Source organism: bacterium, assembly GCA_035945995.1.
In the GTDB taxonomy this organism is placed as follows: Bacteria; Sysuimicrobiota; Sysuimicrobiia; order Sysuimicrobiales; family Segetimicrobiaceae; genus DASSJF01.
In genome coordinates this window covers 14749-29882 of record DASYZR010000097.1, presented here as the reverse complement: position 1 = coordinate 29882, position 15134 = coordinate 14749, and the positions used below count along the sequence as shown (strand labels likewise).

General features: G+C 71.8%; 15 protein-coding genes. 7 read left to right on the top strand and 8 right to left on the bottom strand.

All coding sequences use genetic code 11. The features are described from left to right. Positions 1-93 precede the first annotated feature (93 nt). Genes VGZ23_10375 through VGZ23_10365 form a run of 3 tightly spaced genes read left to right on the top strand, consistent with a single transcriptional unit; the run spans position 94 to position 3861 of the window. A complete protein-coding gene (locus VGZ23_10375; GenBank protein HEV2357998.1) occupies positions 94-1932 on the top strand; it encodes an ABC transporter ATP-binding protein in 1839 nt (612 codons plus the stop codon). After that, positions 1929-2864 carry a glycosyltransferase family A protein gene (locus VGZ23_10370; protein HEV2357997.1) on the top strand — a complete coding sequence of 312 codons (936 nt, stop codon included), beginning with the start codon at positions 1929-1931 and terminating at the stop codon, positions 2862-2864. Before VGZ23_10375 ends, VGZ23_10370 begins: the two co-directional genes overlap by 4 nt. Beyond that, positions 2854-3861, top strand: coding sequence for a glycosyltransferase family 2 protein (locus VGZ23_10365; protein ID HEV2357996.1), 1008 nt, complete (start codon positions 2854-2856; stop codon positions 3859-3861). The genes VGZ23_10370 and VGZ23_10365 overlap by 11 nt, the downstream gene beginning before the upstream one ends. Before the next feature lie 33 nt (positions 3862-3894). Here the strand turns inward: VGZ23_10365 and VGZ23_10360 are convergent, their stop codons facing one another. Genes VGZ23_10360 through VGZ23_10350 form a run of 3 tightly spaced genes read right to left on the bottom strand, consistent with a single transcriptional unit; the run spans position 3895 to position 7891 of the window. After that, positions 3895-5490 carry a glycosyltransferase family 39 protein gene (locus VGZ23_10360; protein HEV2357995.1) on the bottom strand — a complete coding sequence of 532 codons (1596 nt, stop codon included), beginning with the start codon at positions 5488-5490 and terminating at the stop codon, positions 3895-3897. Positions 5491-5495: 5 nt separating this feature from the next. Further along, positions 5496-6635, bottom strand: a complete 1140-nt coding sequence (locus VGZ23_10355; protein HEV2357994.1) for a lipid-A-disaccharide synthase-related protein — start codon at positions 6633-6635, stop codon at positions 5496-5498. Next, a complete protein-coding gene (locus VGZ23_10350; protein ID HEV2357993.1) occupies positions 6632-7891 on the bottom strand; it encodes a hypothetical protein in 1260 nt (419 codons plus the stop codon). Before VGZ23_10350 ends, VGZ23_10355 begins: the two co-directional genes overlap by 4 nt. A gap of 96 nt (positions 7892-7987) precedes the next feature. Between VGZ23_10350 and VGZ23_10345 the strand changes: the two genes are divergently transcribed. Next, positions 7988-8968, top strand: a complete 981-nt coding sequence (locus tag VGZ23_10345) for a GHMP kinase (GenBank protein ID HEV2357992.1) — start codon at positions 7988-7990, stop codon at positions 8966-8968. Further along, entirely contained in the window at positions 8955-9695 is a 741-nt protein-coding gene (locus VGZ23_10340; protein HEV2357991.1) for an SIS domain-containing protein, read from the top strand. Before VGZ23_10345 ends, VGZ23_10340 begins: the two co-directional genes overlap by 14 nt. 23 nt (positions 9696-9718) lie before the next feature. Here VGZ23_10340 and VGZ23_10335 read toward each other — a convergent pair whose 3' ends face one another. Then, positions 9719-10630 (bottom strand): hypothetical protein, encoded by a 912-nt coding sequence (locus VGZ23_10335; protein HEV2357990.1) that lies wholly within the window; start codon positions 10628-10630, stop codon positions 9719-9721. A 40-nt stretch (positions 10631-10670) separates the two neighbouring features. After that, positions 10671-11564 (bottom strand): M48 family metalloprotease, encoded by an 894-nt coding sequence (locus VGZ23_10330; GenBank protein ID HEV2357989.1) that lies wholly within the window; start codon positions 11562-11564, stop codon positions 10671-10673. Between the two features lie 138 nt (positions 11565-11702). On the opposite strand from VGZ23_10330, the gene VGZ23_10325 reads away from it, so the two are divergent. Together VGZ23_10325 and VGZ23_10320 are read left to right on the top strand one after the other, a co-directional pair. After that, positions 11703-12413, top strand: coding sequence for a molybdenum cofactor biosynthesis protein MoaE (locus VGZ23_10325; protein HEV2357988.1), 711 nt, complete (start codon positions 11703-11705; stop codon positions 12411-12413). 48 nt (positions 12414-12461) lie between these two features. Further along, the gene (locus tag VGZ23_10320) at positions 12462-13151 is read left to right on the top strand and encodes a hypothetical protein (GenBank protein ID HEV2357987.1); all 690 of its coding nucleotides are present in this window, start codon (positions 12462-12464) and stop codon (positions 13149-13151) included. A gap of 6 nt (positions 13152-13157) precedes the next feature. Here VGZ23_10320 and VGZ23_10315 read toward each other — a convergent pair whose 3' ends face one another. The 3 genes from VGZ23_10315 to VGZ23_10305 form a co-directional block, all read right to left on the bottom strand. Next, positions 13158-13547 (bottom strand): hypothetical protein, encoded by a 390-nt coding sequence (locus VGZ23_10315; GenBank protein HEV2357986.1) that lies wholly within the window; start codon positions 13545-13547, stop codon positions 13158-13160. Positions 13548-13614: 67 nt separating this feature from the next. Further along, positions 13615-14544, bottom strand: coding sequence for an LptA/OstA family protein (locus VGZ23_10310; GenBank protein HEV2357985.1), 930 nt, complete (start codon positions 14542-14544; stop codon positions 13615-13617). Further along, positions 14544-15128, bottom strand: coding sequence for a Fur family transcriptional regulator (locus VGZ23_10305; protein ID HEV2357984.1), 585 nt, complete (start codon positions 15126-15128; stop codon positions 14544-14546). Before VGZ23_10305 ends, VGZ23_10310 begins: the two co-directional genes overlap by 1 nt. Between the last annotated feature and the right edge of the window lie 6 nt (positions 15129-15134).

The window sequence follows — 15134 nt, the reverse complement described above, 5'->3', positions numbered from 1 at the left end:
CCGGGGCCGCGCCGACGGGCACGGCGCCCCTACTATAGCACATCTCTCGCGCATCTTGCCGCGGTCGGGCCGCGCCGTTGCGGTTGTTCGCGGATGGGCGGGCGAGTCCTCCGGGATCGCGGCCTGCTCGCCCGCACCGATCGCCCCATGTATAATGGCGCCGTGGCCGAATTGCGGCGCCTCAGCGCCTTTCTGCGCCCGTACACCGTCCAGCTCACCGCCGGCGTCAGCGCCGCGATCCTCGTGGCCGTGGCGTGGCTCTACGTGCCCCGCTACCTCGGCGAGCAGGCCGACCGGGTCATTCAGACCGGCAGCCTCGCGATCCTCAACCATGCCGCACTCATCGTGCTCGCGATCTACGCGTTCCGCAGCATGTGCCTGTACATCCAGCTGTCGCTGCTCGCCTTCGTCGGGCACCGCCTCGTAGCCGATCTACGCGCCCAGATCTTCCACCGCGTCCAGCGCTGGTCCCTGGCCCGGTTCGCCGCCTGGCACAGCGGCGAAGTAATCTCGCGGACGATCCAGGACACGCAGCTCGTCGAGCAGCGCCTGCTCGGCGGGATCGTCGACCTGATCACGACGGCGATGACGCTCACCGGCATCATCGTGATGGTGTTCCTCATCAACTGGCGGCTGGCGGTCCTCACCTTCGTTGCGCTGCCCGCGTTCGTGGTCGCGGCCCGGGTATTCGCGCGCGAAGTGCACACTATCTCGACCCGGGCGCAGCAGCAGGTCGCGTCGCTTACCGGTCTGATCAAAGAATCGGTGATCGGCGCGCGGGTCATCCGCGCCTTCGTCCAGGAGTCCCGCGAAGAACGCCGGTTCGGCCGCGTCAACGAGCGCACGTTCCAGGCCAACTACGGGATCCGCCGGATCATCGCCGTCGAGGTCTCGCTCGTCAGTCTGCTCACCGCGCTCGCCCTCGTGCTCGTGCTGTGGGCCGGCGCCCGGTACGTCGCGCGGCACGAGATGACGCCCGGGTCGCTGCTCGCCTTCCTCGGCTACCTCGCGCTGTCCATGGACCCCGCGATGAGCCTGACGCGGCTCTACTCCGAGGCGCGCCAGGCGATGGCCGGGCTGGAGCGCGTCTACGAACTGCTGGACGTGCCGGAGACCGTCCGCAACGCTCCGGGGGCCGTCCCGCTGCCCCGCGCGCAGGGCCGCGTCCGTTTCGCGGGCGTGTCGCTGGCCTACGAACCGGGGCGCTTCGCGCTGCACGACGTCACGCTCGACGTCCAACCGGGCGAACACGTCGCGATTGTGGGCCCGAGCGGCGCCGGCAAGACGAGCCTCGTGAATCTCATCCCCCGGTTCTACGATCCGACGGACGGAACGGTGGAGATCGACGGCTACGATCTGCGGCGTGTCACGATTGCCTCGGTGCGGGCGCAGATCGGCCTGGTCCCCCAGGACACGATCCTCTTTGCGGGCACGATCGCGGAGAACATCGCCTACGGCCGGCCCCACGCATCGCGGCGCGAGGTCGAGAACGCCGCCCGGGTGGCGAACGCGCACGGGTTCATCGCCGCGCTGCCCCGGGGCTACGACCAGGTGCTCGGCGAAGGCGGACTGCAGCTCTCGGGAGGCCAGCGGCAGCGCCTGGCGCTGGCCCGCGCGGTGCTCAACGATCCGGCGATCTACATCCTGGACGAAGCGACCTCGGCCCTGGACACCGAGTCGGAAGAAGCGATCCAGGAGGCCATGGCGCGCCTCACGGAGCGGCGGACCACGTTCATCGTGGCCCACCGCCTCTCCACGGTCCGCAGCGCCGATCGCATCGTCGTCATGCTGGACGGGCGGATCGCGGAGATCGGCCGGCACGACGAGTTGACCTCGCGCGACGGGCCCTACAGCCGTCTGGTTCGAAGCCAGCTGCTCGAGGAAGCCCCGGTGCCGGCCGCCGCCGGCCCCGCCCCGCCGCCGGCCTCGTGAGCCTCGCCGTCAGCGTCATCACCCCCACGCGCAACCGGGCCCCGGTGCTGGCCCGGTGCCTGCACCACCTCGCGGCGCAATCGCTCCCCCCGGACCGGTACGAAGTGCTCGTCGTCGACGACGCCTCCACCGACGAGACCCGCGCCGTGGTCGAGACCGCCGCCCGCGACGCCCGGCCGCCGATCCGGGCGTTTTGGCTGCGCGACCGCATGGGCGTGCCGGGAGCGAGGAACCACGCGATCCGTGAGGCCAGGGGCGACGTCCTCGTCTTCGTGGACAGCGACAATCTCGCGCCCCCGGCGTTCCTGCAGGCGCACCTGGCGATTCACGAGACCCACCCCGCCGCGGTCGGGCGCGGCCCGGTCATCCTGACGCGATCCCTCGAGCGGCCGTTTGCGGCGCGGGGCAGCATCCTCGACCTGTCCACCGCGTACTTCGATACGGACAACGCCTCCGTGCGGCGCGCGCATCTCCTGCGGGTCGGCCTGTTCGACGAGATCTTCTACCCCTACGGATGGGAAGGGCTCGATCTCGGCTTCCGCCTTCGCGCGCTCGGCCTGCGGCGTATCTATCGCCGGGACGCGGCCCTGTTCCACTATCATGAGGAGGTCTCGCCCGAGAGCCTCGCCGGCCTCTTGACGAAGGAGGAAGAGCGCGCCCGCACCGCCTGGTTGTTCTACGAGAAGCATCCGACGCTCGAGGCGCGCCTGGCGCTCCAGTTCACACCGTTTCACCTGGCGCTCAACGGCGCGCAGCGGCTCTTCGGGCTGGTGCGTCCCGACAACGTCGAGGCGTGGGTCCGCCGGGCCGACCGGTCGGGGGCGCCCGGCCTCGGCCGTCTCCTGCTGTCGGGGGTCCTCAACGCCCGCTACCTCGCCCACCTCCACGCGAACGCCCACGTGCGGCCCCACGCGCGGACCGATGGAGATTAGCGTCGTCATCCCCACCTACAACAACCGGGAGGTCCTGCAGGAGACCCTCCGGATGCTGCGCGCGCAAGCCTTTCCGGCCGACGCGTGCGAGATCGTGGTGGTCGACGACGGCAGCACGGACGGGACGGCGGAGATGGTGGCGGCGCTGTCCGCCGCCGGGGGGCCGGCCGTTCGCTACGTCACGCAGATGAACCGGGGGCGGAGCGCGGCCCGCAATCTCGGCGTACAGCGTGCGCGGGGCCGCATCGTGGTGTTTCTCGATTCCGACCTCTGGGCCACGCCGACGTTGCTCGCCGAGCACCACCGGCACTACCCCGCCGGCGTGACGGGACTCGGCGTGCAGGGCCGGACCGCCACGCACCCGGACTCGCGGGTGACGCCCTTTATGCAGGTCAAGGAGATCACCCCGGATTTTACGATCCGGCGGCGCCGCGATCTGTCGCCGTTCCACGTGACCACGCGCAACTGCTCGATGCTGCGGCGGGACGTGCTCGACGCCGGCGGGTTCGACGAGACCTTCAGCGGATACGGCTGGGAGGACATCGAGCTGGCCCTCCGCCTGCACGCGCGGGGCGTGCGATTCGAATACGAACCGCGGGCGCTCGGATACCATCACCACGTCGAGGATCTCCCGGGCGTGCGGGAGAAGCTGCGGCAGGCCGGCACCGGCGCCGTCTACTTCTGGCGCAAGTACGGGCGCTCCCCGCGCATCGGCATCTTTCTCGAAATCGCCCCGTTCATGCTGCCGGTGAAGTGGCTCGTGTACCGGACGCGGCTCATCGCGCCGTTCATCCGGTGGCTGGTGCCCCGCGCGGAAGCCCGGGGATGGCTGCTCATCCTCAACGAATGCTACAGTTTTCTGCTCTGGGAGGCGTTTTACGACGGCGTGTTTCGCGCGCTCAAGTCGCCGGGCGCGGCGGAGACCCGCCAACCGGCGGCGCGGCCCGCGACGGGACGGACCGACGCGCGGCCGGAAACCCCCACACCGCTTCGGTAGCGGCATCCGGTCGTCTCGACTCCGCGGGTCGAGTTACGGGCAAGTCACGCTTTCGGGCTTCACCAGCACCTCAATCCCCCCGCGGGCCGAGAGCGGCGTCATCGGCCGGGGCAGCGCCACCCACCGGCGCTCAGCGTCCGCGATGACGACGAATACCCGGCCGGGCAGGCAGGCCGCGTTGGCCAGACCGAGCGGCGTGTCCACCCACTCCACCCGGTGGCCGGAGTAATAGATGAGCGACGAGTAGACGTCCAACCGGTAGCCGAGGATCCGGTCGCCCGGCCGCCAGGCCGCCGCGATGGCCCGCGCGGCGACCGGCATCGGCTTCTCCGCCTCCGCCACCGGGGCCACCCACGCGATCACGCCGAGCCACGTGAGCGCCATCCCGGCGCATAGGGCGACGAAGGCGCCGGCGCGGCGTCCGGACACCAGCAGGACGGCGGCGATGGCGGTGCCGGCGGCGAGCGTGACGGCCGGCGGGAGCAAGATCCGGCTGAACGCGTGGTACTGTTGCGGGTACAGCCGCACAAGGTATCCGGCGATCCCGACGTAGAGCCCGGCGATCAGGACCCCGAGCAGGACGGCGGAGAGCGCCGCCGCAGGCGTCGGCGCGTCGGCCCGGCGCTCGAGCCAGGCGTCCCACAGGGCCGCGACGCCTACGGCGGCGAGCGGATACACCGGAAGCACATAGTTGGGCAGCTTGGTCCGCGCCAGCGAGTAGAAGCACACGGTGATGCCGCACCAGAGAAGCACAAAGAGGCTGCCGTCCTCGCGCAGCCGGCGGACGTGCCAGACGGCGGCGGCGGGCCAGAACGCGGTCCACGGGAACGCGCCGAGCGCCAGAATCGGGAGGTAGTAATACCAGGGACCCGCTTGATTTTCGACGACGCCGAAGAACCGCCCCACCCCGTAGTACCCGAGCACCGGCCGAACAAACGCCGAGCCGCGCACGGCCGCCTCCACCGCGTACCAGGACAGGCCGATCAGCGCGTAGAGGGCGAGGCCCGTTCCCCAGGGCACCTCGCGCCACCGCGGCCACGCCCGCCGCGCGGTCGCGAACGCCGCCATCACCAGCGCCGGGAGTACGAGCCCGATCGGACCTTTGGTGAGGGTCGCGAGTCCCGCAAAGACGAAAAACCGGAGATAGTCGGCCGCGCGCCCCCGCTGGTACCCGCGCACGGCGCCGTACGCGGCGAGCAGCATGAAGGCGAGCAGCACCGTATCGAAGACGGCGAGGCGTGACTGCACGAGAAAATGGAACGTCACGGCCAGCACCGCGCCGGCGAGAATACCGGTCCGCGTGTTGAACAGCGCCGTGCCGAGCAGCATCGTCGCGTACACGGCCAGCACGCTTGCGGCCGCGGACCAGAACCGCACGGTGAGCGTGCTGAAGCCGGCGATCCGGCCCGTCGCCGCGACGAGCCACATGTAGAGGGGCGGGTGGACGTACCACGGACTGCCGTTCATGTGCAGCGTGATCGGGTCGCCGGTTTGGAGCATTTCCCGCGCGACCTCCGCGTACTTCGTCTCGTCCTGATCCCACAGCGTGCCCGCGCCGAGGCGGGCGAACGTGAGGATGGCGGCGGCGGCCAGCACGGCGGCCGCCCAGACGCGCTCGCGGCGCCCCATCCCCGCTACGCCGCCAGGCGCGTCAGGAGGTAATGGGCGATCGCCGCGGCGCCGCCCGGGCCACCCTGCCGCGCACGCCCGACCGCGCCGCGGCGCTCGCGCTCCGCCGGATCGCCGAGGAGGCGCAGCACCGCCTCGACCGCCTCCTCCGGGGAGCGCGTCGCGACGAGCGCGTCCCCGAGCAGCCGCTGCTGCTCGGCCAGGAACACCGCAGTGAACTGCGGGCCGGTGCCCGGAAACGCCACGACCGGCTTGCCGAGCCCCGCCGCCTGCTCGTGCGCGGCGCCGGCCATGCCCAGGACCACCGTGGCCTGCGCCAGCGCGTCGGCGAAATGCTCCAACGTCACCAGGGCCTCGAGCTGCCCGAGGCGGAAGCGCCGCCCGTCAATCCACCGGCCGCCGGCGGTCTCCACCGTCTGCCGCAGGCGCTCGCCGGCCAGGTGTGGGGCCCACGCAACGAGCACATCCGGCGGCGGGGCCATGCGGGCCGCGACCCGCTCCACCGTCCGGAGGAGGAGGGGAAGGTTATTGAACGCGGGCGGCTTGCTTCCGGGGAGCACCGTCACGACCGGCCGGCCGGCCGGCAGGCCGAAGGTTGCTCCCGTCACGGCCAGCGTGTCCATCAGCGTGAACCCGACGTAGTGCGCGTCGATCCCGCGCCGCCGCAGCGCCTCGGCCGTCACCTCGTCTCGCGCGAAGACGCGGGTGGCCAGGCGCCGAATGAGCAACCGCTCCAGCGGCGAGTGCGGACCGACGTATTCCGATTTCGGCAGCGCGAGGTAGACGGTCGGTCCGCCCGCGGCGGCCGCCATGGCGAGACAATACACGTCGCCGGCGGCCAGCACGAGTCCGCTCCGGCCGCGCTGCGCGCGCAACGCCTGCCGCTGGGCCCGCCAGAAGGCGAGCCAGCCGTGCCGCAGATCGGCCCACGTGCTTCGCCAGCCGGCGCGGACTCCGAAACCCCCGCTCGGGAAGTCGCGCCGCGGATCGAGGAGTTCCACGCCGGCGGGATAGGCCCCCCCGAGCCCGACCAGCGGATAGGCCGCGACGTCGAGACGATCGGGCGGCAGCGACCGCACGACCTGCGCCGCCTCGAGATCTTCGCCGTAGCCGTTGCTGACGATAAGAAGACGTGGTTTGCTCACGCCGGCGCCGCGATACGGCCGGCCGGCGCGGCCAGGGACGACGCCATCGCCTCGAGCATGCGATCCGCGACCCCCGCCGGCGTGCGATACAATTCCCGCAGATCCCGGGCCGTGGCGTCGAGTCCGTCCGGATCCTCGAGCAGCGCGAGCGCCCGCCCGGCCACCTCCCCGGGGCTGAGCCGGCCGACCAGTTCGGGAACGATCATCCGTCCGGCCTCGCGGTTGGGCCATGCGAGAGCGTGCGGCCGCTTCAGAAATCGCCGGGCCATGACGCCTTTGATCGCGCTCCCAAGCCCGGGGACACGGCCGAGCCACTCGCTCAGCCCCTCCGTGCGGATCCGCCCCGGCCGGTCCAGCGGCAGGACCACCAGCATCGGCACACCGAGCACGGCGAGTTGCACGGTGTTCGTACCGGGAAGCGTAACGGCAAGATCGGCCTCGGCCGCCGCCCCGAGATCGTCGCCGTCCGCCACCGCGATCCCAAGCCGCGCGAGCGCGGGCCGTTGACCGTCGAGCACCTGGGTCAGCGCCTCGCGGCGGAGAAACGGCGAGACGACGAGGACGAACCGCACGTCGGGTCGCCGTTCGCGCATCGCGGCCGCGATGTCGACCAAGAACGGCAGGAACCCCCGCACGATCCACCGCCGGCTGCCGGGAAACAACGCCACCTGGAGCCCCGCGCGCGGCACGCGGGCGCCCGGCCGGGCCTGCGTCAGCGCATCCACGCGCAGGTCCCCGACGGTCAAGAGACGATCGCGCGGAACGCCCTCCGAGGCAAGCCCGTCCGCGAGATCCCGCGAGGGGACGAAGACGCGGGCGAACCGGTGCGCCCGCGAGCGGATCAGCGGCGTCTCGACGTACGCAAACGCCGGGACGCCGGCGCGGCGGGCGAGCGTCGACGAGTACCACAAATCGCCCCCCAGATGCAGGACGCACCCGGGCGCGGCGAGCGTGAGACGCCGGAGACCCGTCACGATCGCGAGGCACTCCCGCGGGCCGAGCACGCGCGCAAAGAGCCCCTGGCGGCGCGCGAACGCCGCTTCCTGCCCGCTCGCAAATTGGCACGGGGGCAGCACCAGCGACAGCGTGAGCGCGTGCCCGCGCGCGGCCGCCCAGGCGGCCGCCGCGCGGGCCATCGGCACCGCCCAGGTCGCCACTTCACCGGGACCGCTCGACACGATGAGAAGTTCCGCCGGGCCGCGCGGCGGGATCGACCGGTTCCCGTCGGGGTGATCGAGTGCGGGGACGCGCGTCACGCCTGGATTATACGGCAGGCTCCACGAGAGGAGCAAATCGCGCCGGCCGATGCGTGGTGAAAGGAGCGGCAGGCAACGGGCCGAAAGTGATGCGCCGTGATCATTACGCGCACGCCGCTTCGCATCAGCTTCGCCGGCGGCGGCTCCGACTTTCCCGCCGTGTACCGGGGGGCGTCGGGCGCCGTCGTCGCGACGGCGATCGACAAGTACATGTACATCACGGTCAACAGGAAATTCGACGAGCGGATCCGGGCGAGCTACTCCATCACCGAGATGGTCGACCGCGTGGAGGACCTGAAGCACGAACTGATTCGCGAGGCCCTCCGGATGACCGGGATCGGCGGCGGGATCGAGATCACATCGATCTCGGACATCCCGTCCCGCGGCACGGGCCTCGGCTCCTCCAGCACGTACACCGTCGGCCTGTTGCACGCGCTGCACGCCTATGCCGGCCGGCACGTGGGTGCCAGGCGGCTCGCCGAAGAGGCCTGCGCGATCGAACTGGACCGTCTCGGCCGGCCGATCGGCCGGCAGGATCAGTACATCGCGGCGTACGGAGGGTTTCAGTTCATCCGGTTCGAGCCGGACGGCGTGCTCGTCGAGCCGCTCCTTCCGGGCGGGGAGTTTCGGCGCGACCTCGAGGAGCATCTGCTCCTGCTCTACACCGGCCTCACCCGGCGCGCCGATACGATTCTCGCCGAACAGCAGCGCGGCTTCGAGGAGGGCACGGCGGCGCTCGACGACGCGCGGCGGCTGCGAGACCTGGCGCTCGACCTGCGCGCGGCGATTCTCGACCGGCGGCTCGACGCCGTCGGCGAGATCCTCGACGCCGGGTGGACGATCAAGCGAGGACTGGCCTCCGGCATCTCGACCCCGCAGATCGACGAATGGTACGCGCGGGCGCGCGCAGCCGGCGCGATTGGCGGGAAACTCGTCGGCGCCGGCGGCGGGGGCTTCCTCCTGCTCTTCGCATCGCCGCGCGATCACGCGGCGATCCTCGCGCGTCTGCCGGACCTGCGGCCGGTGCCGGTGCGCCTGGAGCCGTTCGGGAGCCGGATCATCTATGTCGAGGAGTAGACCGCGCCCGCGCGGCGCCGGCCGCCGTCCGATCGCCGTCGACATCCAGGCGGTGGTGCCGGCCGCCGCCGCGCGGGCGGCGATGGATGATCACGTCTTTCGCCTCCGCGCGGCGCTCGCCGCGGTGGACACGTCCCGCGTGATTGCCGCGGCGGAGCGCCTCCGGCAGGTCGCGCGGGCCGGCGGCCTCGTCCTCATCGCCGGCAACGGCGGCAGCGCCGCCAACGCCTCCCACATGGCCGTCGACCTCGGCAAATCCTCACTGGGCCGGCCGCCGCGCCCGGGCGCCGTGCGGATGCGGACCGTCGCCTTGAGCGACGCCGCCGGCACGCTGACCGCCTGGGCCAACGACGACGCCTACGAGCGGGCGTTTGCGCAGCAGGTGACGACACTCGCCCGGCCGGGCGACGCGGTGGTCCTGCTGTCGGTCAGCGGCCGCTCGCCCAACATCGTGGCGGCGGCACACGCGGCGCGCACGGCGGGCGCCGCTGTCGTCGCGCTGCTCGGCGGCGACGGCGGGACGGTGCGCGCGCTGGCCGATCATCCGATCGTGATCCCCAGCGACGACTATCAGGTGGTCGAGGACGCGCACCTCGCCGTCAACCACATGCTGACGAGCTACCTCCTGATGGCGGCCGGCGCACGACTGCCGCGCCTGAGCCTCGGTGCGCCGGCGTCCCTGCCCCCGGTCCGGCCGCGCGCCGCGCGCCGACGCAGACGCCGTTAGGCCGCGCCGGCACCGGCGTCGGTTTACCCTCGCGCCTCTGCTCTGGCGATCCAAAACGCCTGCGACCAGGCCGTGGCGGGGGCCCGATTCCCGGTCGGCCGGCGCCCGAGGCATTCGACTCTGACAAACTGCTCGTCGCCGGCGGGTTCGTACGACGCCGTGGAGCCCGGCTGCTCCGCCCGCAGCGCGCCGGCGGCGTCGAAGAACCGGACCATCGACGCGTCCGTCTCGACCGTGATCGTCCCGTCCCGCACGCCGAACTCGGCCGCCGGGCCCGTGGACGCGTAGAAGGCCAGCGACCGCAGGGCGGCGAGCAACGCGGCCGCGGCGACCGACGCGGTCTTGACCATGATCCACCCGGTGTCGAGATCCCGGAGCCGGTGCAGATCATCGGCCGCCACCGCGCCGACCGCGGCTCCCGGTCCACGATGCCGGAGCACCGCGGCCCAGCACCGCACGTCCGCGGCGGTGGCGCTGTGGTGGTTGCTGATTTCGATGAGATGGTAGCCTCGAAGGGTCAGCATCTCGTCGAGCGACCATCGGCCGGTCCCGAAGTTGCCGGTCCACGTGGGGTGGTGGAGCGACACGACCCCGCCCGCGGCGACGGTCGCGTCGACGCACGCCTGGGCGTTTCGCGGCGCAAGGGACCCGGGAGCGCCGAGCCGGCCCATGTGCGGGCCGAGCGGCCGGAACGGCCGCGGAATCGTGGTTTCGACGCCGGGCAGCGCAAGGAAGGTGTCGCCGTTCAGGTCGTCGCAGGCCGTGACACGATTGTGGTCGGTGAATACCACGAACGTGTAGCCCGCGGCGCGGTAGCGCTCGAGCACGGCCCGCGGCGGATCCCGGCCGTCGGAGCGCGTGGTGTGGCAGTGCAGTTGAGCTTTGCGGTAGGCGCCCGGCGCGGCATACGGGTCCCCGATCCGGACGCGACTCACGCCGGGGGAGATTCGGGCCGCGTGCCGGGGATCCCCCCGGCTACCGATTATCGTCCAGGCTCGGGTTGGCGGGCGACGGCGCCGCCGTCGAGTTCGCCGGCGGGAATCCCGGCGCCGGCGCGGCGGGACGTGGCGTGACCGGCCCGGCCGCGGCCGGCGCAACCGGGCAGGCGACGTGATACCCCATCCCGCCAAGTTCGGTGCACACCGCCGCGATGCGGGCCGGCGTGTCGGGGTGATTTTCAAAAGCGTGCGTCAGTCCCGGCTGGGTCTTTTCCTGTTTCCGCAGGCGGTCGAAGAACGCGAGCGATTGTGTCGGATCGAATCCGGCCTTTCGCGCGAAGATGACGCCGTAATGATCGGCCTCGAATTCCTTGTCGCGCGAGAACTTCGCGTCGATCATCTGGCGGCCGACCTGGCTCAGGATGTAGGCCGAGTAATTGCCGCCGAACACGAGCTGCGTGAGAATCGCCGCGCCGAACTGCACTTCCATGTCGCGCTGGGCGAGGTCGACGGCATGGCGATGGGCGACGTGGGTCGTCTCGTGGCCGATGACAAAGCCGAGCTCGTCTTGCGACTTGACGAACCCGAACAGTCCGCGGGTCGCAAAAATGAAGCCACCCGGCGCGGCGATGGCGTTGACGCTGTCGTCCCGCAAAATGTGGTAGGTCCAGGGCAGATTCGGGCGCTCGGACACGGCCGCCAGGCGGTGGCCGATGTCGCTGAGGTACCGGGTCAGGCCCGGATCGTCGACGAACCCCGGCTTCTGCGCCAGCTGGCGCTCGACCTCGCGGCCGATTTGGATCTCCTGTTGCTCGCTCACACTGAAGAGCGCCGCGTTGGCGGCCGGCATCGGGCCGGCCACCGGGAACGCGCCCGCGATCGCGAACACCGCTACGACCGCAACGATGGTAAACCGTCGGATGTGCAACATGCCTGTCGTCCCCTTCGCGTCCGATTCCGTCCCGGACGTCCGTCTTATCTTAACGCGCCGCCCGCCGCCGGAGTTCCGCCGCGGGCGAGGGGTTCCCTGCGACCGGCGGCTCGCGCCGCGTGTGCTACAATCGACACTGTGAACCTCAAAGTGCGGCTATTCGCCTCGTATCGCGAGGCCGTCGGAGCGTCGCAGGTCGACGTTCCCGTCGGCGACGACGCCGACGGCGCGGCGTTGTGGAGCGCCCTCGTCGCCCGCTATCCGGCGCTCGGGACGTTGCCGCCGCCGGCCGGGTACGCCGTCGACGACGAATACGTCGGCGGCAACCGCTCCTTGAAGGGAGCGGGCGAAGTGGCGTTGATCCCCCCGGTCAGCGGCGGCGCCGAATCCGCGACCGACCGGGAGCGTGCTACGGTCGAACGTTCGACGGCCGTCGACCTCACGGAGCGGCCGATCTCGACGGACCGCATGCTCAGCGCCGTGGCCGACTCGCGGGCCGGCGCGGTCGTGCTGTTCCTCGGCGTCGTGCGGGACAACGCGCACGGCCGCCGCGTGGACCACCTGATCTACGAGGCGTATGAGGCGCTCGCGCGCCGCGAGATGGAGAACATTGCGGCGACGATCGCGGAACGCTGGCCGGTGACGCGCGTCGCCCTGGCGCACCGAACCGGCCGCCTCGGAGTCGGCGAGCCGAGCGTCGCGGTCGCCGTCTCCGCGCCCCACCGCGCGGCGGCGTTCGAGGCCGGCCGGTACGCCATCGATACGTTGAAGCGCACGGTCCCAATTTGGAAAAAAGAAGTGTGGGAAGGCGGCGCGGCCTGGGTCGGAAGCGAACGGCCGAACCGCTAGCACACCGGCGACGTATTGACCAACGTTCGCAGCCAGGAGGACGCGATGATGCCTACAACCCCGACTCGACGCCGGTTCGTATCCGCCCTTGCGGCCGCCTCGCTCGCGCTCGGATTCCTAAGCGCTCTCGTCGCGGCTCCGGGCTCGATCGCGCACGCCCAGCAGGCCGGCTCGAGCTGGCGCGGGCTGATTCCCGGGCTGAAGGCCCAGGCGGCGCAGCACCCTGACCCCGAGACGTCGTTTCGGCTCGCGATGGTGTACGCGCACGAGGGGATGTTGATCGACGGCTGGCACGTCTTCAAGCAAATCGACCGGGCGGTCGGCGGCGAAGCGGGCCGGCCGGCCCTGGAGCACCGGATCATTCAGGACTCGGCGGGCGCCGTGCGCAAGAACCCTCAAGATCTCCTGGCGCGCTATTCGCTCGCCTTCGCGTCGTGGGTCGCCGGCGATCACCAGACGACGTTTCGGGAGCTGCTTGAGATCACGCGGCAGGAACCGCGCAACGCGATGAACCACGGCTACCTCGGCTACGTGTACTCGACGCACAACGACGGGAAGAACACCCTCGCCCAATGGGAGGAGGCGGTCCGGCTGGATCCGAGCAACAGCGTGCTCCACTACATGCTCGGCTCGGCCTACTACCGCACCGGGCGCAGCCGTGACGCGGCCGTGCAGTTCAACCTCGCCTACCGCGACCGCACGCTCTACAACTACATCACGCGCGGCGAGGAGCCGTAGCCGGCCTCAACTCCGTCGGGGAGGTCGACTCGCCCGCGCGAGCACCCGGCCCGCGATCACGAGTAGACCGCCAAGCAGCGCCGTGAGCGTCCACGGCACGCCGAACGCGAGGACGAGGACGACGCCCGTCTCGGGCGGCAACTGCGCGCTGTGAAGCGCCCCGATCAGACGGTCCGCGCCCATCCGCGCCCAGACCGCGGCGGCCGCGGCGGCCAGGCCGGCGCCCGCCCCGGGCGGCGCGATCCAGGCCGCGACCAGCCCGGCGAGGCCGGGAGACGCCACAGGCAGCCACAACACGATCTGGCCGGCGATGCCGGTGGCCGGACCGTTGAGGGAGGATCCGGAACCCGCGCTGAGCGCGTCCACCGCCTCGAACACCGCCGCGGCGGCGGCCACGGCGACGACCCAGCGACCGGCCGCGCGCCAGGGACTTCTGCGCACGGGGGTGGCGAGGGAAGCCGCCTTAAGGAGCGCCGCCGCCCTCGAGGTCGGTGAAATGGGCGTGGGTGGTGCCCTCGGCGATGAGCCGGCGCACGGCGTAGAGAATCGTCACCCGATCCGCGGTCAGGGTGCCCTGGCGGCGCGTCACGAGGACATGGCCGGTGAAGACGGCGCTCGATTTGACAAAGTCAAGGTGCGCCACCGCCCCGGTGATCGTCGCGCCGTAGACCTCGGCGGTGACGGGCCCGTGAACGACCGCCTGCTGCTTTCGCTGGAAGAACTCGACCCACTGGCCGAGCATCCGCCCCGCGCGGTTCGACGCGCTGACGTGGCCGCTCACGATGCCGTAGTGCGCGCCTTGGTTGTAGACCGCCTTGTCGCCGTTGACGATCAGGTCCGGCGCCGTAAACAGCGTGACGTGGCCGTTCGCCGTCAACCGGCCCACGGCGCGGTCGGCCAGAATGTGGTCGGCCTGAAGCGCGTAGTCCTGGGTTTCGGCCCCCGCGCCGCCGTCCATCGCGATCCGGCTGATCTGGTTGCCCGCGGTGAAGACGACGGTGATGTCGTCGCCGGTGGCGCGGCCCTTCGGGTCGGTGATCGTGACGTTGCCGGTGAGCTCCGCGGTCCGATCAGCGCGCCGGAGGCGCAGGAAGTTCGCGGTGGCCACCCCCGCGGCGTACGTGAGGCGCACGTGCCCGCGGGCGGTCAGTGCGGTCCCGGCATTGTCGACGGCGACCTCGTCGGCGCTCACGTTGAGCGGCCCCTGGAGCGCGGGGAATACCGCCGCCGCTTCGGCAGGCCGGGCGGCCGGCGCACCGGGCGGCAACACGGCCCAGCCGGCTACCCCGAGCAGGACGGCCGCGCACGCGGCGACGGCGCCGCCCCGCCGGATGCGAACGCGTGGACGCCGCATGGACACGCCGAGCGTCGCTTCAATGCGCCGGCCACGCATCAGCTGCGGCCCGCCTGCCCGCCGTCCACCGCGCCGCGACAGGACGCGCAGTATCCGTAGAACTCGATCCGGTGGCTGACCACCCCGAAGGTGGGATCGGTCAGTTCGGATTGCTCGCGCTCGAGCACCTCCGCCACGCGCCCTCGGGGGAGATCCACGACCGCCCCGCAGCGCAGGCACGTACCGTGGTAGTGCGGCCGCGGGTTCGCGCAGAACACGGCCCGCCCGTCCCCGTAGGTGAGCCGCCGCACGATTCCGAGGCGGCCCAGGAGCTCGAGCGTCCGGTACGTCGTGGCGAGGTTGACGGTAGGACACAGCGCGCGGGCGCGCCGGCAGACGTCTTCCGCCGGCACGTTGATGCGCCCCGTGCCGAGCAGGCTCGTGAGGATCGCGCGCCGCTGCGGGGTCGCCCGGTAGCCCTGCCGCTCGAGGACGCGCAGGTTCGCGGCCACGGTCCCGGGCCGGCCCGGGCCCCGCCTGCCCCGGTTCAGCCGGGGGGCGGGACGGTCAGGCCCGGCGATCGCGGCCGTGCGCGCCCCGGCCTTGTTGGACGCGACCGGATGTGTCGATGACGCGACCGCCACCTCCCG